Source organism: Mycolicibacterium arseniciresistens (assembly GCF_030519285.1).
GTDB classification, from domain to species: domain Bacteria; phylum Actinomycetota; class Actinomycetes; order Mycobacteriales; family Mycobacteriaceae; genus Mycobacterium; species Mycobacterium arseniciresistens.
In genome coordinates, this window is the sequence record NZ_JAUMSQ010000130.1 from 1 (window position 1) to 19,606 (window position 19,606).

21 protein-coding genes and 1 pseudogene are annotated in these 19,606 nt (G+C 70.2%); 8 read left to right on the forward strand and 14 right to left on the reverse strand.

The features are described from left to right. The coding region (locus Q2100_RS17080) for a metallophosphoesterase (RefSeq protein WP_302915037.1) at positions 1-1,109 on the forward strand (1,109 nt) is incomplete at its 5' end. Position 1,110: 1 nt separating this feature from the next. Here the strand turns inward: Q2100_RS17080 and rlmB are convergent. The 5 genes from rlmB to carD are packed head-to-tail and all read right to left on the reverse strand — an operon-like array spanning position 1,111 to position 5,162. Beyond that, positions 1,111-2,055: a 23S rRNA (guanosine(2251)-2'-O)-methyltransferase RlmB gene (gene rlmB / locus Q2100_RS17085; protein ID WP_302915038.1), complete on the reverse strand. Its 945-nt coding sequence runs from the start codon at positions 2,053-2,055 to the stop codon at positions 1,111-1,113. Positions 2,056-2,057: 2 nt separating this feature from the next. Then, positions 2,058-3,482, reverse strand: coding sequence for a cysteine--tRNA ligase (gene cysS, locus Q2100_RS17090; RefSeq protein WP_264014748.1), 1,425 nt, complete (start codon positions 3,480-3,482; stop codon positions 2,058-2,060). A 23-nt stretch (positions 3,483-3,505) separates the two neighbouring features. Continuing rightward, entirely contained in the window at positions 3,506-3,991 is a 486-nt protein-coding gene (gene ispF / locus Q2100_RS17095; RefSeq protein WP_264014749.1) for a 2-C-methyl-D-erythritol 2,4-cyclodiphosphate synthase, read from the reverse strand. A 10-nt stretch (positions 3,992-4,001) separates the two neighbouring features. Further along, a complete protein-coding gene (gene ispD / locus Q2100_RS17100) occupies positions 4,002-4,667 on the reverse strand; it encodes a 2-C-methyl-D-erythritol 4-phosphate cytidylyltransferase (protein ID WP_302915039.1) in 666 nt (221 codons plus the stop codon). A gap of 6 nt (positions 4,668-4,673) precedes the next feature. Next, on the reverse strand, positions 4,674-5,162 hold the full coding sequence (gene carD, locus Q2100_RS17105) for an RNA polymerase-binding transcription factor CarD (RefSeq protein WP_264014751.1): 489 nt from the start codon (positions 5,160-5,162) through the stop codon (positions 4,674-4,676). 272 nt (positions 5,163-5,434) lie between these two features. Between carD and Q2100_RS17110 the strand changes: the two genes are divergently transcribed. The 3 genes from Q2100_RS17110 to disA are packed head-to-tail and all read left to right on the forward strand — an operon-like array spanning position 5,435 to position 8,595. Next, complete coding sequence (locus Q2100_RS17110; RefSeq protein WP_264014752.1) at positions 5,435-6,031, forward strand: copper chaperone PCu(A)C domain-containing protein; 597 nt, start codon at positions 5,435-5,437, stop codon at positions 6,029-6,031. Between the two features lie 33 nt (positions 6,032-6,064). Beyond that, complete coding sequence (gene radA / locus Q2100_RS17115) at positions 6,065-7,465, forward strand: DNA repair protein RadA (RefSeq protein WP_302915040.1); 1,401 nt, start codon at positions 6,065-6,067, stop codon at positions 7,463-7,465. Positions 7,466-7,467: 2 nt separating this feature from the next. Next, positions 7,468-8,595 (forward strand): DNA integrity scanning diadenylate cyclase DisA, encoded by a 1,128-nt coding sequence (gene disA / locus Q2100_RS17120; protein ID WP_276009363.1) that lies wholly within the window; start codon positions 7,468-7,470, stop codon positions 8,593-8,595. Positions 8,596-8,602: 7 nt separating this feature from the next. On the opposite strand, the gene Q2100_RS17125 is transcribed toward disA, so the two are convergent. Together Q2100_RS17125 and Q2100_RS17130 are read right to left on the reverse strand one after the other, a co-directional pair. Further along, complete coding sequence (locus Q2100_RS17125) at positions 8,603-9,358, reverse strand: hypothetical protein (protein WP_269893003.1); 756 nt, start codon at positions 9,356-9,358, stop codon at positions 8,603-8,605. A gap of 58 nt (positions 9,359-9,416) precedes the next feature. Beyond that, complete coding sequence (locus Q2100_RS17130) at positions 9,417-10,037, reverse strand: carbonic anhydrase (protein WP_302915041.1); 621 nt, start codon at positions 10,035-10,037, stop codon at positions 9,417-9,419. Between Q2100_RS17130 and Q2100_RS17135 the strand changes: the two genes are divergently transcribed. Next, positions 10,036-10,932, forward strand: coding sequence for an HhH-GPD family protein (locus Q2100_RS17135; protein ID WP_302915042.1), 897 nt, complete (start codon positions 10,036-10,038; stop codon positions 10,930-10,932). The two genes, Q2100_RS17130 and Q2100_RS17135, sit on opposite strands and share 2 nt — an antisense overlap. 3 nt (positions 10,933-10,935) lie before the next feature. On the opposite strand, the gene Q2100_RS17140 is transcribed toward Q2100_RS17135, so the two are convergent. Next, the gene (locus Q2100_RS17140; RefSeq protein WP_302915043.1) at positions 10,936-11,967 is read right to left on the reverse strand and encodes a helix-turn-helix domain-containing protein; all 1,032 of its coding nucleotides are present in this window, start codon (positions 11,965-11,967) and stop codon (positions 10,936-10,938) included. 71 nt (positions 11,968-12,038) lie between these two features. Between Q2100_RS17140 and Q2100_RS17145 the strand changes: the two genes are divergently transcribed. Further along, positions 12,039-12,293 (forward strand): hypothetical protein, encoded by a 255-nt coding sequence (locus tag Q2100_RS17145; RefSeq protein WP_264014758.1) that lies wholly within the window; start codon positions 12,039-12,041, stop codon positions 12,291-12,293. Here Q2100_RS17145 and Q2100_RS17150 read toward each other — a convergent pair. Then, positions 12,267-13,049: an alpha/beta fold hydrolase gene (locus tag Q2100_RS17150; RefSeq protein ID WP_302915044.1), complete on the reverse strand. Its 783-nt coding sequence runs from the start codon at positions 13,047-13,049 to the stop codon at positions 12,267-12,269. The genes Q2100_RS17145 and Q2100_RS17150 overlap by 27 nt on opposite strands. Before the next feature lie 41 nt (positions 13,050-13,090). Between Q2100_RS17150 and mhuD the strand changes: the two genes are divergently transcribed. Further along, positions 13,091-13,408 (forward strand): mycobilin-forming heme oxygenase MhuD, encoded by a 318-nt coding sequence (mhuD, locus tag Q2100_RS17155; RefSeq protein WP_264014760.1) that lies wholly within the window; start codon positions 13,091-13,093, stop codon positions 13,406-13,408. Further along, positions 13,383-14,768, forward strand: coding sequence for a serine hydrolase (locus tag Q2100_RS17160; protein WP_302915045.1), 1,386 nt, complete (start codon positions 13,383-13,385; stop codon positions 14,766-14,768). Before mhuD ends, Q2100_RS17160 begins: the two co-directional genes overlap by 26 nt. Here the strand turns inward: Q2100_RS17160 and Q2100_RS17165 are convergent. The 5 genes and pseudogenes from Q2100_RS17165 to lsr2 all read right to left on the reverse strand — a co-directional run. Next, positions 14,765-15,316, reverse strand: coding sequence for a histidine phosphatase family protein (locus tag Q2100_RS17165; protein WP_302915046.1), 552 nt, complete (start codon positions 15,314-15,316; stop codon positions 14,765-14,767). The two genes, Q2100_RS17160 and Q2100_RS17165, sit on opposite strands and share 4 nt — an antisense overlap. Further along, a complete protein-coding gene (locus tag Q2100_RS17170) occupies positions 15,313-16,116 on the reverse strand; it encodes a CbtA family protein (RefSeq protein ID WP_302915047.1) in 804 nt (267 codons plus the stop codon). Before Q2100_RS17170 ends, Q2100_RS17165 begins: the two co-directional genes overlap by 4 nt. A 25-nt stretch (positions 16,117-16,141) precedes the next feature. After that, positions 16,142-16,357 (reverse strand): CbtB domain-containing protein, encoded by a 216-nt coding sequence (locus Q2100_RS17175; RefSeq protein WP_302915048.1) that lies wholly within the window; start codon positions 16,355-16,357, stop codon positions 16,142-16,144. A 220-nt stretch (positions 16,358-16,577) separates the two neighbouring features. After that, positions 16,578-19,124, reverse strand: coding sequence for an ATP-dependent protease ATP-binding subunit ClpC (clpC1, locus tag Q2100_RS17180; RefSeq protein WP_302915049.1), 2,547 nt, complete (start codon positions 19,122-19,124; stop codon positions 16,578-16,580). Between the two features lie 327 nt (positions 19,125-19,451). Continuing rightward, positions 19,452-19,606 (reverse strand): annotated as a pseudogene (gene lsr2 / locus Q2100_RS17185) (histone-like nucleoid-structuring protein Lsr2); the annotation flags it as partial.

A 19,606-nucleotide genomic window follows, 5' to 3' on the forward strand; every position in this document is an offset into this window, starting at 1 on the left:
GCGGCCGGGCCCCGCTGCGGTTCACCAGCTTCGGCGACCAGGGCACCCCGATGCTCAACGCCGCGCGCAAGGGCCGCTTCGTCAGCGACAGCATCGGCTCACCCGCCGCGGGCGACATCACCGCGGCCGTCGAGCGGACGCGGCCGCTGTTCAACCTGTGCAACGGCGATCTGGCCTACGCCAATCTGTCGGGCGACCGGATCCGGGCCTGGTCGGACTGGCTGGAGAACAATTCCCGCTCGGCCAGGCACCGGCCGTGGATGCCCGCCGCGGGCAACCACGAGAACGAACTCGGCAACGGCCCGGTCGGCTATGCGGCCTACCAGTCCTACTTCGCGCTGCCCGACTCCGGCGCCGCGCCCGGCCTGCACGGGCTCTGGTATGCGTTCACCGCCGGTTCGGTCCGGGTGATCAGCCTCAACAATGACGACGTCTGCTACCAGGATGCGGGCAACTCCTACATCCGCGGCTACTCCCGCGGTGCCCAGAAGCGTTGGCTGGAAGCCGAGCTCGCGCGCACCGCCGCGGACGGCGACATCGACTGGATCGTGGTGTGCATGCACCAGACGGCGGTGTCAACCGGCGACGGCACCAACGGCGCCGACCTCGGCGTCCGGGAGAACTGGTTGCCGCTGTTCGACCGCTACGGCGTCGACCTGGTGCTGTGCGGCCACGAGCACCACTACGAACGCAGCCATCCGTGCCGCGGCACCCTGCCCACCGGCGTGCTGACCCCGCGCCCGGTCGGCGCCGACCCGCTGACCGTCGACACCAGCAGCGGCACCGTGCACGTGATGGCCGGTGCGGGCGGCACGTCGGTGCCGTCGAACCGAATGCTCTTCCCCGACGCGCGGTGTCGAGTTCTCGTCGGCGTCGGCGAGGTGGACCCGGTGTCGGGACTGCGGGTGCCCCGCTACGTCGAGGAGGCCGCGGTGTGGTCGGCGGCGCGCGACGTCGAGAACCCCTGCGGTTTCCTGGTGTTCGACGTCGATCCCGGGCCGCCCGGCGGGCCGACCACGATGACGGGCACCTATCTCGCGGTGCGTGGGCCGTACGGCGACACCGAGGTGGTGGACCGGTTCGTGCTGACCCGGCCCCGACGGGGATAGCTCAGCTGCGCCGCTGGCGGGCGATCTCGGCGAGCACCACGCCTGCGGCCACCGACGCGTTCAGCGACTCCGTCGGCCCGGCCATCGGGATCGACACGACGGCGTCGCAGGTCTCGCGGACCAGCCGCGAGAGCCCCTTGCCCTCGGAACCCACCACGACCACCATCGGCCCGGTGCCCTCGAGCTCGTCGACCGTGATGTCGCCGTCGGCGTCCAGCCCGACCACCTGCAGACCGGCGTCGGACCACGACTTCAGCGTGCGGGTCAGGTTGGTGGCCCGGCTCACCCGCAGGCGGGCCGCTGCGCCCGCGCTGGTGCGCCACGCGACGGCGGTGACCGAGGCCGAGCGGCGCTGCGGGATCAGCACACCGTGGCCGCCGAACGCCGACACCGACCGCACGATCGCGCCGAGGTTCCGCGGGTCGGAGATGTTGTCCAGCGCGACCAGCAGCGGCGGCGCGTCGGCGGCCTTGGCCGCCTTCAGCAGGTCGTCGGAATGGGCGTAGTCGTAGGGCGGCACCTGCAGGCCGAGCCCCTGGTGCAGGGTGAACCCGCTCATCCGGTCCAGGTCGGAACGCGGCACCTCGAGGATGGAGATGCCGGCGTCGGCGGCGATCTGCACCGCCTCGGTCAGGCGTTCGTCGTTGTCGGCGCCCAGTGCCACGTAGAGCGCCGTCGCGGGCACCCCCGCCCGCAGGCACTCCACCACCGGGTTGCGGCCCAGCACGAGTTCCGTGGTGTCCTCGGGCTTCTTCTGCCTGCCCTGCTGTGACCTCGCGGCCTTGGCCGCACGTTTCGCCGCCGGGTGGCTGGGCCGCTGATTGGCCGGGGGCGTCGCACCGCGGCCCTCGAGGCCCCGTCTGCGCACCCCGCCCGAACCGACCGTCGGCCCCTTCTTGGTGCCTTCCTTACGTACCGCTCCGCGTCGCCTGGAATTACCCGCCATGGTCAGTCGTCCTTGCTGTGGCCGTCGAGCAGCGTCCACTGGGGACCGTCGGCGGTGTCGGTGACCTCGATGCCGGCCTCTTTGAGGCGGTCGCGGATCTGGTCGGCGGTGGCCCAGTCCCGGCTGGCGCGCGCCTCGGCGCGGCCGGCCAGCGCCCACTGCACCAGCACGTCGACCGCGGCCAGCGCGGCCGTCGTCTCGTCGCGGGACTCCCAGCGCTCGTCGAGCGGGTCGCACCCGAGGATGCCCATCATCGCCCGGATGGCGCGGGCGTGGCCCATCGCCGTCTCGTGGTCGCCGGACTCGAGCGCCCGGTTGCCCTCGGCGCGGGCGGCGTGCACCTCGGCCAGCGCGGCGGGCACCGCCAGGTCGTCGTCGAGTGCGGCGGCGAATCTCGGCGTCCAGTCGCCGGGCACCACGGTGCCGACGCGGCTGCACACCCGGTGCAGGAAGTCCTCGATGCCGGTGTAGGCCTTCACCGCGTCCTGCAGTGCGTTCTCGGAGAACTCCAGCATCGACCGGTAATGCGCGCTGCCCAGGTAGTACCGCAGTTCCGCGGGCCGGACCCGTTGCAGCACAGCGGGAATGGAGAGCACGTTGCCCAGCGACTTGCTCATCTTCTCGCCGCCCATGGTGACCCAGCCGTTGTGCAGCCAGTACCGGGCGAAGCCGTCGCCGACGGCCTTGGCCTGGGCGATCTCGTTCTCGTGGTGGGGGAACACCAGATCCATTCCGCCCGCGTGGATGTCGAACTCGGCGCCGAGATAGGACTCACACATCGCCACGCACTCGGTGTGCCAGCCAGGGCGGCCGGGCCCCCACGGCGTCGGCCACGACGGCTCGCCGGGTTTCGCGCCCTTCCACAGTGTGAAGTCACGCTGGTCACGCTTGCCGGTGGCGACGCCCTCACCCTGGTGGACGTCGTCGATGCGGTGCCCCGACAGCCTGCCGTAGTCCGGGTAGCTGGCCACGTCGAAGTACACGTCGCCGTCACCGGTGTAGGCGTGCCCCTGGTCGATGAGCCGCTCGATCAACTCGACCATCTGGGTGATGTGCCCGGTCGCGCGGGGTTCGGCCGACGGCGGCAACACGCCGAGGGCGTCGTAGGCGGCCGAGAACGCCCGCTCGAAGGTGGCCGCCCACTCCCACCACGGCCGGCCGGCGTCGGCCGCCTTGTTGAGGATCTTGTCGTCGATGTCGGTGACGTTGCGGATGAACGCGACGTCGTAGCCCTTGGCGGTGAGCCAGCGGCGCAGCACGTCGAAGGCGACGCCGCTGCGGACGTGGCCGATGTGCGGAAGGCCCTGAACCGTTGCGCCACACAGATAGATCGACACATGCCCGTCGCGCAGCGGGACGAAGTCGCGCACGCCACCGGTCCAGGTGTCGTGGAGGCGGAGGTCGCCTCCGGCGCGGGCTTCGGTCACGACGCGCCAGCTTACCGGCAGGTTTACGACATTCCGGCATCGGCGACGACAAGAGCGGTCGCGATCGCCGCCAGTCCCTCGCCGCGCCCGGTGAGTCCGAGGCCGTCGGTGGTGGTCGCCGACACCGACACGGGCGCGTCCAGCAGCTCGGTCAGCAACTGCTGCGCCTCCGCCCGCCGCGGCCCGATCTTGGGTCTGTTGCCGATGACCTGCACGGCGGCGTTGCCCACGCGGAAGCCCTCGGCCCGCAGCAGACCGTGCACGTGGCGCAGCATGTCCGCCCCGCCGACGCCCCGCCACTCCTCGCGGCCGGTGCCGAACACCGACCCCAGGTCGCCGAGCCCGGCCGCCGAGAGCAGCGCGTCGCACAGCGCGTGCGCGGCGACGTCGCCGTCGGAGTGCCCCTCGCAGCCGTCGTCGTCGGGAAACAACAGGCCGAGCAGCCAGCACGGCCTGCCTGCCTGCACGGGGTGCACATCGGTACCGAGGCCGACCCGCGGCAGGTTCATCGCCGGCCCCTCACACCCGTGCGCCCAGCAGGGCCTCGGCCAGCAGCAGGTCGTTCGGTGTGGTGATCTTGAAGGCCAGCGGGTCCCCGTCGACGGTCTGCACCTGACCGCCCATGTGCTCGACCATCGACGCGTCGTCGGTGAACCCGCCACCCACAGCGGACCGGTAGGCGCGGCGCAGCACGTCGGTGTGGAAGCCCTGCGGGGTCTGCACGGCGCGCAGTCCCGCCCGCTCCGGCGTGCCGAGCACCGCGCCGTTCGCGTCGACGGCCTTGATGGTGTCGGTCAGCGGGAGCGCAGGCACGACGGCGGTGTGGCCGTCCTGCAGTGCACGCACCACGCGCACGATCAGCGATGGCGGGGTCAGCGCGCGGGCAGCGTCATGCACCAGCACGAATTCCGCGTCGCCCACCACGTCGAGAGCCAAGCGCACGGATTCGGTGCGGTCGGCCCCGCCGGCGACGATCACGGCATGGGCGCCGAAGACCAGCTTGGCCTCGTCGGTGCGGTTCGGCGGCACCGCCACCACCACACTGTCGACCACTCCGGACTCCCGGAGACCGACCAGCGCATGTTCGAGCATCGGCCGACCGGAAAGAGTGACGAACGCCTTGGGCGCACCAGCCGCGAGCCGTTGACCGGATCCCGCGGCCGGCACGACGGCCACCGTGGTCATTGCGCGTCAGGACGCGGCAGCAAGCGCCTCGTCGAGGATGTTCATGGCCTTCTCGTCATCGGTGTTCTCGGCCAGTGCGAGTTCGCCGACGAGGATCTGCCGTGCCTTGGCCAGCATCCGCTTCTCGCCGGCCGACAGGCCGCGCTCCTGATCCCGGCGCCACAGGTCGCGAACCACCTCGGCGACCTTGTTGACGTCGCCCGACGCCAGCTTCTCGAGGTTGGCCTTGTAGCGGCGCGACCAGTTGGTCGGCTCCTCGGTGTGCGGGGCGCGCAGCACCTGGAAGACCTTGTCCAGGCCCTCCTGTCCGACCACATCGCGAACGCCGACATATTCGGCGTTGTCAGCGGGCACTCTAACGGTCAGATCACCCTGGGCGACCTTCAGGACGAGGTACTCCTTCTGCTCGCCCTTGATCGTCCGGGTTTCGATCGCATCGATCAACGCAGCACCGTGATGTGGGTAAACAACGGTGTCTCCGACCTTGAAAATCATCAGTTTCGAGCCCCTTTCACGTGTCCATGTTAACACGACGCCCGGACAGGCGGGGATCAACGATGCAGGTCAGGGGCGTTGACCGGGAAGACCAGGGGTTGACAGAGCCAGGAATCCGTGCAAGGCAACCCTTGCCTGGATGACCCGCGCCGGCCTTGCGCGCAAACACCCTGCGCCCTGCGGTACCGCCCGCTCACCGCACCTACTACTCTGCATAGTCGAACGACTTGTCGTCGGTCCGTCGTCGTCGGACCCGCACCCAGGAGGCTCGAGTGAACCGCTTCGGACTGCGCGCTTCGGCGGTCACCACCGGCCTTGCCGTCGCCGGGCTGGCCGCGACCATGACACTCAGCGGATGCAGCGCCGGGCAGATCGCCCAGACGGCCACCCAGGAACCCGCGATCAACGGCGTCAGCGCCAACGCCGGTGAGATCTCACTGCGCAACGTGCACCTGCGGGCCCCGCAGAAATCCGACTACGTGCGCCCGGGCAGCGACGCCGAACTGCTCTTCGTGGCCGCCAACAACTCCCCCGACGTCAACGACAAGCTGGTGTCCATCCGGTCCGACGTCGCGACCGTCACCCTGGCCGGGGACGCCCAGGTGCCCGCGGGTGGCGCCCTGATCGTCGGCGAGCCCGACGGGCAGATCGCGCCGCTGGAGGCCGTCGAGGCCGCCGACACCGTCACCGCCGAGGTGACGCTGACCAAGCCGATCTCCAACGGCCTGACCTACGACTTCGAATTCACCTTCGAGCGCGGCGGCAAGACCACCGTCGCGGTGCCGATCTCCGCCGGCGAACAACAGCGCCGCGACGATCCCGGCCAGCTCGACAACGAAGGCGACGAGGGACACGGCGCCGGACACTGACGTTCTGTCGGTCGCGCGGGATACCGTCGACCTGTGGCAAGAGCGCGCGCGCAGTACCGCTGCTCGGAGTGCCGGCACATCACCGCCAAGTGGGTCGGCCGCTGCGCTGAGTGCGGCACCTGGGGCACCGTCGAAGAGGTAGCGCTCCTCGCGCCCGTCCGGACCGGACAGCTCGGCGGGGCAGGCACGGCGCTGCGCATGCCCGGCTCCCCTGCGGTGCCCATCAGCACCATCTCCGCGGGCACCACGCGCCATGTCGACACCGGCGTCGCCGAGCTCGACCGGGTGCTGGGCGGTGGGCTGGTCCCCGGCTCGGTGACACTGCTGGCCGGCGAGCCGGGCGTCGGCAAGTCGACGCTGTTGCTCGAGGTCGCCCACCGGTGGGCCGCGGCGGGCCGGCGCGCGCTGTACCTGTCCGGTGAGGAGTCGGCCGGCCAGGTCCGGCTGCGCGCCGAACGCACCGGCTGCACCCACGACGAGCTGTACCTGGCCGCCGAATCCGACCTGTCGACCGCGCTCGGCCACATCGACGCGGTGCAGCCCACGCTGGTCATCGTCGACTCGGTGCAGACCATGACCAGCGCCGAGACCGACGGCGTACCCGGCGGGGTGACGCAGGTGCGGGCGGTCACCACCGCACTCACCTCCTACGCCAAGACCAGCGGCGTCGGGGTGCTGCTGGTCGGGCATGTGACCAAGGACGGCGCCATCGCGGGGCCGCGGTCGCTGGAGCACCTGGTCGACGTGGTGCTGCACTTCGAAGGGGACCGGGCGTCGACGCTGCGGATGGTGCGCGGCGTCAAGAACCGGTTCGGCGCCGCCGACGAGGTGGGCTGTTTTCAGTTGCACGACACCGGGATCGAGGGGGTCGCCGACCCGTCCGGACTCTTCCGCGACCAGCGCACCACGCCGGTGCCCGGCACCGCCGTCACCGTCACCCTCGACGGCAAACGGCCGCTGATCGGTGAGGTGCAGGCGCTGGTCGGTGCGCCCACCGCGGCGATGCCGCGGCGCGCGGTCAGCGGCATCGACTCGGCCCGCGCCGCGATGATCGCCGCCGTACTCGACAAACACCTCCGCCTCGGCATCGGTAGCCAGGACATCTACCTGTCCACCGTCGGCGGCATGCGGCTCACCGACCCGTCGGCGGACCTCGCCATCGCGCTCGCGATGGCCTCGGCGCGCAAGGACCTGGCCATGCCCGCCGACTCGGTGGTGATCGGCGAGGTGGGGCTGGCCGGTGATCTGCGCCGGGTCACCGGGATGGATCGCCGGCTCGCCGAGGCGGCCCGGCTGGGCTTCACCTCGGCCGTGGTGCCCGCCGGATTGAAGTCCGTCCCGAAGGGGATGCGCGTGCTGCACGCCGACAACATCGGCGCGGCATTGCGGGTGCTGCGCCGGATCGCGGACAATAGCGCCCGATCCGAGGAGTAGCCATGGCAGTGAAGTCGACCGGCCGGACCGGCCGCACCGGGCGCAACGTGGTGCCACTGACGCGTCCGACGCTGCGGGAGACGCTGGGCAGGCTCGCACCCGGGACCCCGCTGCGCGACGGCCTGGAGCGCATCCTGCGCGGCCGCACCGGCGCGTTGATCGTCCTCGGCTACGACGACAGCGTCGAGGTCATCTGCGACGGCGGGTTCGAACTCGACATCCGCTACGCGCCCACCCGGCTGCGTGAGCTGTCCAAGATGGACGGCGCGGTGGTGCTGTCCACCGACGGCAGCCGCATCCTGCGCGCGAATGTGCAGCTTGTGCCCGATCCGTCGATCCCCACCGACGAGTCCGGCACCCGGCACCGCTCGGCCGAGCGCACCGCGATCCAGACCGGGTATCCGGTGATCTCGGTGAGCCACTCGATGAGCATCGTCACCGTCTACGTCGCCGGCGAGCGGCACGTGGTCCCCGACACCCCGACCATCCTGTCGCGGGCCAATCAGACGATCGACACCCTGGAGCGCTACAAGACCCGGCTCGACGAGGTGAGCAGGCAGCTGTCCACCGCCGAGATCGAGGACTTCGTGACGCTGCGCGACGTGATGACCGTGGTGCAGCGGCTGGAGATGGTGCGCCGGATCAGCCTCGAGATCGACGCCGACGTGGTGGAACTGGGCACCGACGGCCGTCAGCTCAAGCTCCAGCTCGAGGAACTGGTCGGCGACAACGACACCGCGCGCGAGCTGATCGTGCGCGACTATCACGCCAACCCCGATCCGCCGTCCCCGGCGCAGGTCGGCGCCACGCTGGAGGAGCTGGACGGGCTGTCCGACGCGGAGCTGCTCGACTTCACCACGCTGGCAAGGGTTTTCGGCTACCCGTCCACCCCGGAGGCGCAGGACTCGGCGATGAGCTCGCGCGGCTACCGGGCGATGGCGGGCATCCCGCGGCTGCAGTTCGCCCACGTCGACCTGCTGGTCCGGTCGTTCGGGTCGCTGCAGGGCCTGCTCGCCGCCAGCGCCGACGACCTGCAGTCGGTGGAGGGCATCGGCTCGATGTGGGCGCGCCACATCCGGGAGGGTCTGTCGCTGCTGGCCGAGTCGACGATCGCCGACCGGCTGGCCTGACCCGGCGTCAGCCGACGGGCGGCACCGGCCCCGGCGGCGCACCCACGGGCGCAGGGGCGCCCGGCTGAGCGGCCAGGATGAACGGCACCGTGGCGGACCGCAGATTGCCCAACTGGACGATCAGGTTGTAGGTGCCGGGGCCGATCGGCTGACGGGGCAGCGGGCAGTCCGGCGCGGATCCCATTCCGGTCCAGGTGACCTCGGTGGTCACCTGTTCACCCGGGGCGAACGTCTTGACCAGTGTCTCGTTGGACGGCGCGCAGTCGAGGTTCGACCACAGCCGGGTGTTGTCCAGTGCGTACACGTAGGCGGCCAGCACCGCGGCGCCGACGTCGCGCTGACAGGCGACCAGGCCGATGTTGGTGACGACCATCGTGAACTTCGGCTGGTCGCCGACGACGTACTCGGGCTGGCTGGTGATGCCCTTGACCGCGAGCGTGGAGTCGGGGCAGTCGTCGCCCTCCTTGAGCACCGGCGGCGGCGTCACCGCGGCGGTCGGTGTCGGCGTCGGGGGCGGGGCGGCCTGCGCAGGAGGCACGACGGGCGTCTTGATCTCGGGGTTCTCCCCCGGCAGCGGGGTGGGCGCGGCGGCGGTGGTCGGCGTCTGCTGATCTGCGGTCTCGCCACCGGAACCGCTGGTCACGATGATGATGACGAGGGCGGCGATGATGCCGATGACGAGTACGCCGACACCGAGCGCGAGCGCCCTACGCCGCCGGTAGATCTCAGGGGGCAGCGGGCCCTGCGGTTCCACATCCAGCACAAGTTCACGGTAAGGCCAGGTCACGCATAGTCGTCCGAGGTGACTCGGCGTGTCGCGCTCAGCCTTCGCCGATGTCGCCCACGTGGTCGCGCAGCACCACCCGCCCGTCGGCCAGGTGGTAGGTCACCCCGGCGATCGCGAGCGTGCCGTCGAGGATGCGCTGGGCGATCGGCGCCGACCGCACCCGCAGCTGCTGCACCGTCTCGATGACGTGCTTGGCCTCGAACTCGTCGACGCGGGTCAGACCCTGGTTGCGGCCCAGCAGGATCGACGGCGTCACCCGCTCGACGATGTCGCGGACGTAGCCGCCGGGCACCTCGCCATCCTCGAGCGCGGACAGGGTGGCCTTCACCGCGCCGCAGCTGTCGTGGCCGAGGACGACCACCAGCGGCACGTCGAGGACGGTCACCGCGTACTCGATGGAGCCCAGCACCGCCGAGTCGGCGACGTGGCCCGCGGTGCGCACCACGAACATGTCGCCGAGCCCCTGGTCGAAGATGATCTCCGCGGCCACCCTGCTGTCGGCGCAGCCGAACACCACGGCGGTGGGCTTCTGACCCGCGGCCAGGCTGGCCCGGTGCTCGATGCTCTGGCTGGGGTGTTGTGGACGGCCGGCAACGAAGCGCTCGTTACCCTCGGAGAGTGCCTTCCACGCCGACTTCGGACTCGAATTGGGCATGGCCGACATTCTGCCCGAGCGGTTCCCGGTGATCGCACCGGCCGAGCTGTTGACGTGGTACGCCCACGCGCAGCGCGACCTGCCGTGGCGCAGACCCGGCGTGAGCGCATGGCAGATCCTGGTCAGCGAATTCATGTTGCAGCAGACACCGGTGGCACGGGTGGAACCGATCTGGCTCGACTGGATCGCGCGCTGGCCCACCCCGTCGGCCACCGCCGCGGCGGGCGCCGGCGAGGTGCTGCGGGCGTGGGGGAAGCTGGGTTACCCGCGGCGGGCCAAGCGGTTGCACGAGTGCGCGACGGTGATCGCCGCCGACCACGGCGACGAGGTGCCCGCCGACGTCGAGACGCTCTTGACGCTGCCGGGCATCGGCGCCTACACCGCCCGCGCCGTCGCCTGCTTCGCCTACCGGCAGCGTGTTCCGGTGGTGGACACCAACGTCCGGCGGGTGGTGGCCAGGGCGGTGCACGGCCGGGCCGACGCCCCGGCCAGTACCCGTGACCTCGCCGACGTCGAGGCGCTGCTGCCCGACGGCGCACGGGCGCCGGTGTTCTCGGTGGCGCTGATGGAACTCGGCGCCACGGTGTGCACGGCCCGCGGCCCGCGCTGCGGGCTGTGCCCGCTCAGTGCGTGCGCGTGGAAGTCACTGGGCTATCCCGCTGCCGTCGCGCCGGCGCGGCGGCCGCAGAAATACGCGGGCACCGACCGCCAGTGCCGCGGCAGGCTGCTGGACGTGTTGCGCGGCAACGACTCTCCGGTGAGCCGTGCGCAGCTGGACCTGGCCTGGCTGACCGACACCGCCCAGCGCGACCGGGCACTGGACTCGCTTCTGGTCGACGGGCTGGTGGAGCAGACCGCCGACGGCCGGTTCGCACTGGCCGGCGAGGGCGGCTGAGCTCTACGCCGTCTGCTCGGATTCGGCTATCACCGCGGCGAATTCGTCGTCCAGTGTGCTGACGCTGCCGTTGTCGTTGCCGGTGCAGCAGAAGCGACGGCGGTAATCCGACGGCGTCACCCCGATCAACCGGCGGAAGTGGTGCCGCAGCAGGGTCGCGGTGCCGAAGCCCGACCGCTCGGCGATGTGGTCGATGTCGAGGTCGCTCTCCTCGAGCATCCGGCGGGCGTAGAGCACGCGCTGGTCGGTGACCCACTGCATCGGGGTGGTGCCGGTCTCCTCGACGAACCGGCGGGCGAAGGTTCGCGCCGACATGTTGGCGCGCCGGGCCAGCGTGGCCACGGTGTGCGGCTTCTCGAGGTGCGCCAGGATCCAGTCCAGGTGCGGGGCGAACCTCTCCGAGCAGCGCACCGGGATCGGCTGGTCGATGTACTGGCGCTGGCCGCCGTCGCGCTGCGGCGGCACCACCATCCGCCGGGCGATCTTGTTGGTGACCTCGCTGCCCAGTTCCCGCCGCACCAGGTGCAGGCAGGCGTCGATGCCCGCCGCGGTGCCCGCGCTGGTGATCAGGTCACCATCGTCGACGTACAGCACGTTGCGGTCGACCAGCGCGGTCGGGTACATCCGGGCCAGTTCGTCGGCGTGCATCCAGTGCGTGGTGCAAGGGCGGCCGTCGAGCAGACCCGCGGCGCCCACGACGAACGCGCCGGAGCACACGGTGAGGATGATCGAGCCGGCCGCACTGGCCGTCCGCAGCGCCTCGAGGGCGTCCGGCGGGTAGCCGTTCGGACCGGCCGAGATGGCAGGCACCGCCACCAGGTCGGCGCCGATGAGATGACTGAAGTCGTGGTCGGGGGTGACCGACGCGCCGACCGACGTCCGAACGGGCACACCCGCGACCTGGCCGCACACCTTGAAATCGAAGTTGGGAACGCCGTCAGCGGACCGGTCGATGCCGAACACCTCGCAGATGACACCGAATTCGAAGACCGCCAGACCATCCAGCACCATCGCCGACACGCTCTTGATCGCCATGGCAGCATCTTATCGCACCGTGTCAGTTCCGCCACTGTTGGCGGTATGTGGCGTTGCGAAGAATTACTGCCATGAACATCGCACTCGCCATCCTCATCATGTCAGCACCGTTCGCACTGGCCGCGACGCTCGGCTGGGCGGCACACCGGTCCGGCGTGCTGCGACTGCACCTCGACCAGTTCCGGGTGTCGGCCCCGATGATGGGCCGGCTCTTCGAGGACGACCGCGACTTCCACCGCGTCAGCCACGACGTCGACGCCATCCGGACCCGCTTCGAGCAGCACCCCGTATGGCCGGCCTCAGGCGCTGTCGGCGAGCGTCGCTAGGAACGTCTCGACCGACTTCCGGTAGAGCCGCGGCGCGTCGTCGTGCACCAGATGACCGGCCTCGGGCGCGAGCAGATACGTCGTCCGATGGCCGGTCTCGGCCATCCGGCGCATCTGCCCGGTGGGCGTGACACCGTTGCCCGCCTCGATCAGCAACGCCGGCGCCCGCACCGCCGACCACTGCTCCCAGTAGTCGCGCACACCCCACTCGGCGGCGATCTCGATCCAGTGCCGCGGATACCCGTGCAGCCGCCAGCCGGTGGCCACCCGGTCGAACGCCTCGAGGAAGTACTGGCCGGCAACGGGTCCGAACTGGTCGTAGACCTGCTGCGCGGTGCCGAACTCGACGGGCAGCGCGTGCACCCAGGGCTCCCACGGGCCGGTGGTGCGGCCGCGGAAGTCCGGCGCCATGTCCTCGACCACGAGCGCACTCACCAGATCGGGTCGCGCCGCCGCAAGACACCAGGAGTGCAGCGCACCCATGGAGTGGCCCACCAGCACCACCGGCCGGCCGAGTTCCTCGACGGCGTCGCCGAGGTCGGCGACGAACCGCTCGGTGCCGATCGGGTGGGGGTCGACGACATCGCGGCCCCGGTGCCACGGCGCGTCGTAGCTGTACACCGCGCCGAAGCGCGCCAGCCACGGCGATTGCCGCGACCACGTGCTGCCGCGACCCATCAGACCATGGACCAGCACGAGCGGAGTGCCCCGGCCATCGGGCGGGCCGCCGCGCGGGGTGAGCAGTTCGGAGCGCATGCCGCCATCTTGCCCAGTGGGCGAAGCGGTAACCTGACCGCATGTCCGTGGTGAAGATCAACGCAATCGAGGTGCCGCCGAACGCCGGCCCCGAGTTGGAGAAGCGGTTCGCCCACCGCGCGCACGCGGTGGACAACCAGCCCGGCTTCCTCGGCTTCCAGTTGCTGCGGCCGGTCAAGGGCGAGGACCGCTACTTCGTGGTGACGCAGTGGGAGACCGAAGAGGCGTTCCAGGCCTGGGCCACCGGCCCGGCGATCGAGGCGCACAAGGGCCAGCAGAACAACCCCGTCGCGACCGGGGCATCGTTGCTGGAGTTCGAGGTCGTGTTGGACGTTGCCGGCAGCAACGACAAGAGCTGACGCGAGGCGGGCGGGACGCCGGGCCACCGGCCTGCTCACCGCTGCCGCCCTCGTCGTCACCATCGCCTCCGGGTGCGGCAATGCGGGCACCGCACCCGCGGACGCCGCCTACGGCGCTCACATCGGGACCACCACGCCGCAGGGCCTGCGCGCGCGGCAGACCATGGACATGGTCAACTCCGACTGGCCCATCGGCGACGTCAACGTGCGCACGATGGCCGCACCCGATCAGGTAGACCACATCATCGACGCCATGGGCAATCTGTGGTGGGACCGGCCGATCACCGTCACCGGCGTCGACATCGGCGCGGGCACCGCGACCCTGCACGTCAAGACGTCATACGGGGTCGCCCAGGACATCGTGCTGCGCACCGACGACGACGGCCTGGTCGACCAGTTCGACGTCTCACTGCAACCCACGGTCATCCGCAACTGGGCAGACATCGACCGGGAGCTGACCGCGTCGGGCGCCCGGTACTCCTACCAGGTGTCCCGGGTGGTGCCCGGCGCCCCCGGGACCGGCGCCAGGTGTGACACCGTCGCGGGCACCAATCTCGACCTGTCGCTGCCGCTGGCGTCGATCTTCAAGCTCTACGTTCTGCTCGCGGTCGCCGAGGCCGTCACCGCGGGCCGGGTCTCCTGGGACGACCGGCTGACCATCACCGAGCAGGCCAAGGCGGTCGGCTCGGCGGGGCTCGACGAGTTACCGCCCGGCGCACAGGTGTCGGTGCGCGACGCCGCACAGCAGATGATCTCGGCCAGCGACAACATGGCCACCGACCTGCTGATCGACCGGCTGGGGCCGGGCGCCGTCGAGCGCGCGCTCAAGACGGCCGGGCACCACGATCCGGCCAGCATGACGCCGTTCCCGACGATGCACGAGCTGTTCTCGGTCGGCTGGGGCGAGCCGGACCTGCGCGAGGAATGGAAGCAGGCCGACCCCCCGCGTCGCGCACAGCTGCTTCAGCAGACCAAGAACCGGCCCTACGAGCCGGACCCCGCCCGTACCCACACCCCGGCGTCGACCTACGGCGCCGAGTGGTACGGCAGCGCCGCCGACATCTGCCGCGTGCACCTGGCGCTGCAGGCGGCCGCGGTCGGCCCCGCCGCTCCCGTGCGCGACATCCTGTCGGCCATCCCCGGCGTCGACCTCGACCGCAAGAAGTGGACCTACATCGGCGCCAAGGGCGGCAACCTGCCCGGCGACCTGACGTTCTCCTGGTACGCCGTCGACAACACCGGCCAGCCGTGGGTGGTGAGCTTCCAGCTCAACTGGCCCAGGTACCGCAGCACCACCGCCGCGGCGTGGCTGCTGTCGATCGTGCACCAGACCTTCGCGCTGGTGCCGGTCGGGCGTTAGACGGCGGACCGCAGCGTCCAGGCGTGACCCCGGAAGTGCATCACCGTGCGGCTCACCGGCGCGATGTCGATGCGCCAGAAGGACTTCGGCGGCGCGTCGAGGGCGATCAGGATCGCGGCGCGGATCACCGACGGGTGGGTCACGGCGACCAGCCGGCCACGCCGGCTGGTCAGTGACTCCATCCAGGTGCCCACCCGGCCGATCAGGTCCACCACCGACTCGCCGCCGTGCGGCGCGCGCGCCGGATCGGTCAGCCAGATCGCGAGCTCGGCCGGCCGCACCCCGCCCAGCACGTCACCGCGCCACCGGCCGCAGTCCAGGTCGGCCAGCTGAGGTTCGATGCGAGCAGGCAGTCCCAGCAGTTCGGCGGTCTGCCGGGCACGCTTCTCCGGCCCGCAGTAGGCAGAGTCGGTGCGGCCGAGCTCGACACACGCGTCGACCTGCCGGTGGCCCGTCGAGTTCAGGGGTTCGTCGGTGGGGAATCGTCCGGCTGCCATCGCATCGGTCATCGCGTGCGAGACGAAGGTCAGCCGGACGACCTCACTCACTGTCGGCTCAGCGCCTCGTGGCGCTTGCCGTCCAGCAGTCGCGACACCAGTGCCGCGAAGACCAGCGCGATCGTCACGTACATGACCACCTGCGTGCCGAGGGAGAACAATCGGAACTCGTACAGGTCGTCTGCCGGGAAGCCCTCGTAGACGATGGCGCCCGCGTCGTCTCTCAGCGGACCCGGCGTCTCGTGGATGGCGGGCAGCGCCAGCATCAGCACCGTGACCGCCACCAGATAGGCGCCCGCGGCCGCCAGGGTGGCGTTCCAGGTGTCCAGCCGGTCGGTGAGCCGCCTGCCGAGGTAGACCGCGCCGACCAGGATCGCCGCCGAGAGAACCAGCATCAGCAGGTACAGCAGCGTGCGTTGCCGGAGCGTCCCGTCCAGGCTGAGGGCGGGCGGGTTCGCCGGGTACTTCAGGAACGGAACAACGTAGAGGCTCAGCAGCATTCCACCGGCCACATACACCGACAGCCGGCGGGCCGAGATGTTGCCGACCCGGCCGTAGGCCACCGCGAACACCACCGCGAAGATGGCGCCGATGGCCAGGCTGAACAGCAGTACGCCCAATCCCATGCCGATGTTCATCTGCACGGCGCGGCTGAACCCGCCGCCATCCTCGCCGTGGCTGTGGCCCGCGTTTGCGGCGGCCTCCAGCGCCTCGTGCGCGGCGCCGACACCCTCCTCATAGCCGATGGCCCGTTCGATGACGGGTTCGACGAAGATACGGGCGAAGACGAACGCGAGCACGCCAGCTGCGGCCCCGGCCAGCAGGCCGCGACCGATGATCTGCTTCTCCATGATTGCTTGTTCTCCCTACGGCTGGTCAGTGGCAGGGGAACCCGAGGAGATGGCGTGCGTCGTGGAGGAACTCGTGGATGGCGGTGTTGTTGCCGAACACCGACGTCGCACCCTGGTCCAGGCCGATGAAGTACAGCACCAGGAGGGCGAGGAAGGCGGTGGCCGAGAGCCACACCGCGGCGCGGGTGGCGGAGAGGTCGAGTGCGGGTGCTGCGCTCTCGCGAGCCTGGGGAGATGTCATTGCCGGTCCTTTCGGGATGTCGCGTCCCGTTGGCAGGGTGGCGGACGTCGGGTCTGACTGTCACAGTGGCGCGACCGTTCTGGACTCTCACCAGATTCCTTCGCCCGCCGATTACCTGAGCATCGTAAGCATTGGGCGCACTCCTTGGCGACGCGCCAGGAAAAACGGGCGGCTTTCCCGTGAGGGAAAGCCGCCCGCCTCGTCGTGCGGTCGTGCGCTGCTATTCGACGACGGCGCTGGGAGCGCCTGCCGCGCCGGCGCTGGCCAGATCCGGCTCGACGGCCTCCGGCCGCTTCGGCCCACCGCTGAAGGTGAACTTCGCGTCCTCGCCCGCACCTTCGCCGTCCCAGTTCTCGACGTCGACGGTGACGAGCTGACCGGGGCCGATCTCCTCGAACAGGATCTTCTCGGAGAGCTGGTCCTCGATCTCACGCTGGATGGTCCGACGCAGCGGCCGCGCCCCGAGCACCGGGTCGAACCCACGCTTGGCGAGCAGCGACTTGGCCTTGTCGGTCAGCTCCATCGTCATGTCCTTGGCCTTCAACTGCTTGGAGACCCGGCCGATCATCAGGTCGACCATCATCACGATCTGATCGGTTGTGAGCTGGTGGAAGACGATGATGTCGTCGATGCGGTTGAGGAACTCCGGGCGGAAGTGCTTCTTCAGCTCGTCGTTGACCTTCTGCTTCATCCGCTCGTAGTTGTTCTCGCCGCCACCCTGGGTGAAGCCGAGGCCCACCGCCTTGCTGATGTCGGACGTGCCGAGGTTCGAGGTGAAGATCAGCACGGTGTTCTTGAAGTCCACGGTGCGGCCCTGACCGTCGGTGAGACGGCCGTCCTCGAGGACCTGCAGGAGGCTGTTGTAGATCTCCTGGTGGGCCTTCTCGATCTCGTCGAACAACACCACGCTGAACGGCTTGCGACGCACCTTCTCGGTGAGCTGGCCGCCCTCCTCGTAACCGACGTAGCCCGGAGGCGCGCCGAACAGCCGCGAGGCGGTGAACCGGTCGTGGAACTCGCCCATGTCGATCTGGATGAGCGCGTCGTCGTCGCCGAACAAGAAGTTCGCCAACGCCTTGGACAGCTCGGTCTTACCGACACCAGACGGGCCGGCGAAGATGAACGAGCCCGACGGGCGCTTGGGATCCTTCAGCCCGGCACGGGTGCGGCGGATCGCCTTCGAAACTGCACGGACGGCATCTTCTTGCCCGATGATCCGCTTGTGCAACTCGTCCTCCATGCGGAGCAGACGGGTGGTCTCCTCCTCGGTGAGCTTGAACACCGGGATGCCGGTCCAGTTTCCGAGCACCTCGGCGATCTGCTCGTCGTCGACCTCGGCGACCACGTCGAGGTCGCCGGAGCGCCACTGCTTCTCCCGCTCGGCACGCTGGGCGACCAGGGTCTTCTCCCTGTCACGCAGGCTCGCCGCCTTCTCGAAGTCCTGCGCGTCGATCGCGGACTCCTTCTCCCGGCGCGCGTCGGCGATCTTCTCGTCGAACTCGCGCAGGTCCGGCGGAGCGGTCATCCGGCGGATGCGCATCCGGGCGCCGGCCTCGTCGATCAGGTCGATCGCCTTGTCCGGCAGGAAGCGGTCGTTGATGTAGCGGTCGGCGAGCGTCGCCGCGGCCACGATCGCGCCGTCGGTGATGGAGACCCGGTGGTGGGCCTCGTAGCGGTCGCGCAGCCCCTTGAGGATCAGCACCGTGTGCTCGACCGTCGGCTCGCCGACCTGCACCGGCTGGAAGCGCCGCTCCAGAGCGGCGTCCTTCTCGATGTACTTGCGGTACTCGTCGAGCGTGGTGGCGCCGATGGTCTGCAGCTCACCACGGGCCAGCTTCGGCTTGAGGATCGACGCCGCGTCGATGGCGCCCTCGGCGGCACCTGCACCCACGAGCGTGTGCAGCTCGTCGATGAACAGGATGATGTCGCCGCGGGTGTTGATCTCCTTGAGCACCTTCTTCAGACGCTCCTCGAAGTCACCGCGGTACCGGCTGCCCGCCACCAGCGACCCGAGGTCGAGAGTGTAGAGCTGCTTGTCCTTCAGCGTCTCCGGCACGTCGCCGTGCACGATCGCCTGGGCGAGACCCTCGACCACGGCGGTCTTGCCGACGCCGGGCTCGCCGATCAGCACCGGGTTGTTCTTGGTGCGGCGGCTCAGCACCTGCATGACCCGCTCGATTTCCTTCTCGCGGCCGATCACCGGGTCGAGCTTGCCCTCCATCGCGGCCGCGGTCAGGTTGCGGCCGAACTGGTCGAGGACCAGTGAAGTGGACGGATTGCCCGACTCGCCACCACGGCCTCCGGTGCCCGCCTCGGCGGCCTCCTTGCCCTGGTAGCCGGACAGCAGCTGGATGACCTGCTGGCGGACGCGCGTCAGTTCGGCGCCGAGCTTCACCAGCACCTGAGCGGCGACACCCTCGCCCTCGCGGATGAGGCCGAGCAGGATGTGCTCGGTGCCGATGTAGTTGTGGCCGAGCTGCAGCGCCTCACGCAGCGACAGCTCGAGCACCTTCTTGGCGCGCGGGGTGAAGGGGATGTGGCCCGACGGCGCCTGCTGGCCCTGGCCGATGATCTCCTCGACCTGGCTGCGGACACCTTCGAGCGAGATGCCCAGCGACTCCAGCGACTTGGCCGCTACGCCTTCGCCTTCATGGATGAGTCCAAGGAGGATGTGCTCGGTGCCGATGTAGTTGTGGTTGAGCATCCGGGCTTCTTCCTGAGCCAGGACGACGACCCTGCGGGCACGGTCGGTGAATCTCTCGAACATCGGTGGTTACCTGCTCTCCATCGCATAGGTGGCGCCCCGCGTCCCGAAAGTGTGCTTCGAGCCGCATTGCACCTGCCGTCCACTGTATCGGGCGGCCGCCCCGGGTGCCGTGGTTGGCGGTTCCTTCCCCATCCGGCCCGCAGCCGTCACGAGTCGTTGCCGCCCGCCGCGTCTGCCCTGTTCCCGGTGCTTGCCTGCATCAACGCAGCGGTCGGCTCAATCGTTTCCGCAGGCACCGCCGGAGCGCTTCGCCGTCAGCGAAACGTCAGCGACCCGGCCCGGACGCGCCGCGAAAAGCCCGCGACGTGCGGATCTGGCAACACCCAATCAGGTTGCCGCATGGAACGCGTCGATGACGTCGGCCGGGATCCGGCCGCGCGTCGACACGTTGTGGCCGTTGCGGCGCGCCCAGTCCCGGATGGCGGCGCTCTGCTCGCGGTCGATCGCACCGCGGCCCCGGCTCGCGCCCGCGGATCGGCCCC

Excerpts from the sequence above, each read along its gene's own strand:
- rlmB (WP_302915038.1), bottom strand. The coding sequence starts at position 2,055 with ATGGCGGGTAATTCCAGGCGACGCGGAGCGGTACGTAAGGAAGGCACC.
- ispF (WP_264014749.1), bottom strand. The coding sequence starts at position 3,991 with ATGAACCTGCCGCGGGTCGGCCTCGGTACCGATGTGCACCCCGTGCAG.
- ispD (WP_302915039.1), bottom strand. The coding sequence starts at position 4,667 with ATGACCACGGTGGCCGTCGTGCCGGCCGCGGGATCCGGTCAACGGCTC.
- carD (WP_264014751.1), bottom strand. The coding sequence starts at position 5,162 with ATGATTTTCAAGGTCGGAGACACCGTTGTTTACCCACATCACGGTGCT.
- disA (WP_276009363.1), top strand. The coding sequence starts at position 7,468 with ATGGCAGTGAAGTCGACCGGCCGGACCGGCCGCACCGGGCGCAACGTG.
- Q2100_RS17135 (WP_302915042.1), top strand. The coding sequence starts at position 10,036 with ATGGCCGACATTCTGCCCGAGCGGTTCCCGGTGATCGCACCGGCCGAG.
- Q2100_RS17130 (WP_302915041.1), bottom strand. The coding sequence starts at position 10,037 with ATGCCCAATTCGAGTCCGAAGTCGGCGTGGAAGGCACTCTCCGAGGGT.
- Q2100_RS17140 (WP_302915043.1), bottom strand. The coding sequence starts at position 11,967 with ATGGCGATCAAGAGCGTGTCGGCGATGGTGCTGGATGGTCTGGCGGTC.
- Q2100_RS17145 (WP_264014758.1), top strand. The coding sequence starts at position 12,039 with ATGAACATCGCACTCGCCATCCTCATCATGTCAGCACCGTTCGCACTG.
- Q2100_RS17150 (WP_302915044.1), bottom strand. The coding sequence starts at position 13,049 with ATGCGCTCCGAACTGCTCACCCCGCGCGGCGGCCCGCCCGATGGCCGG.
- mhuD (WP_264014760.1), top strand. The coding sequence starts at position 13,091 with ATGTCCGTGGTGAAGATCAACGCAATCGAGGTGCCGCCGAACGCCGGC.
- Q2100_RS17170 (WP_302915047.1), bottom strand. The coding sequence starts at position 16,116 with ATGGAGAAGCAGATCATCGGTCGCGGCCTGCTGGCCGGGGCCGCAGCT.
- Q2100_RS17175 (WP_302915048.1), bottom strand. The coding sequence starts at position 16,357 with ATGACATCTCCCCAGGCTCGCGAGAGCGCAGCACCCGCACTCGACCTC.
- clpC1 (WP_302915049.1), bottom strand. The coding sequence starts at position 19,124 with ATGTTCGAGAGATTCACCGACCGTGCCCGCAGGGTCGTCGTCCTGGCT.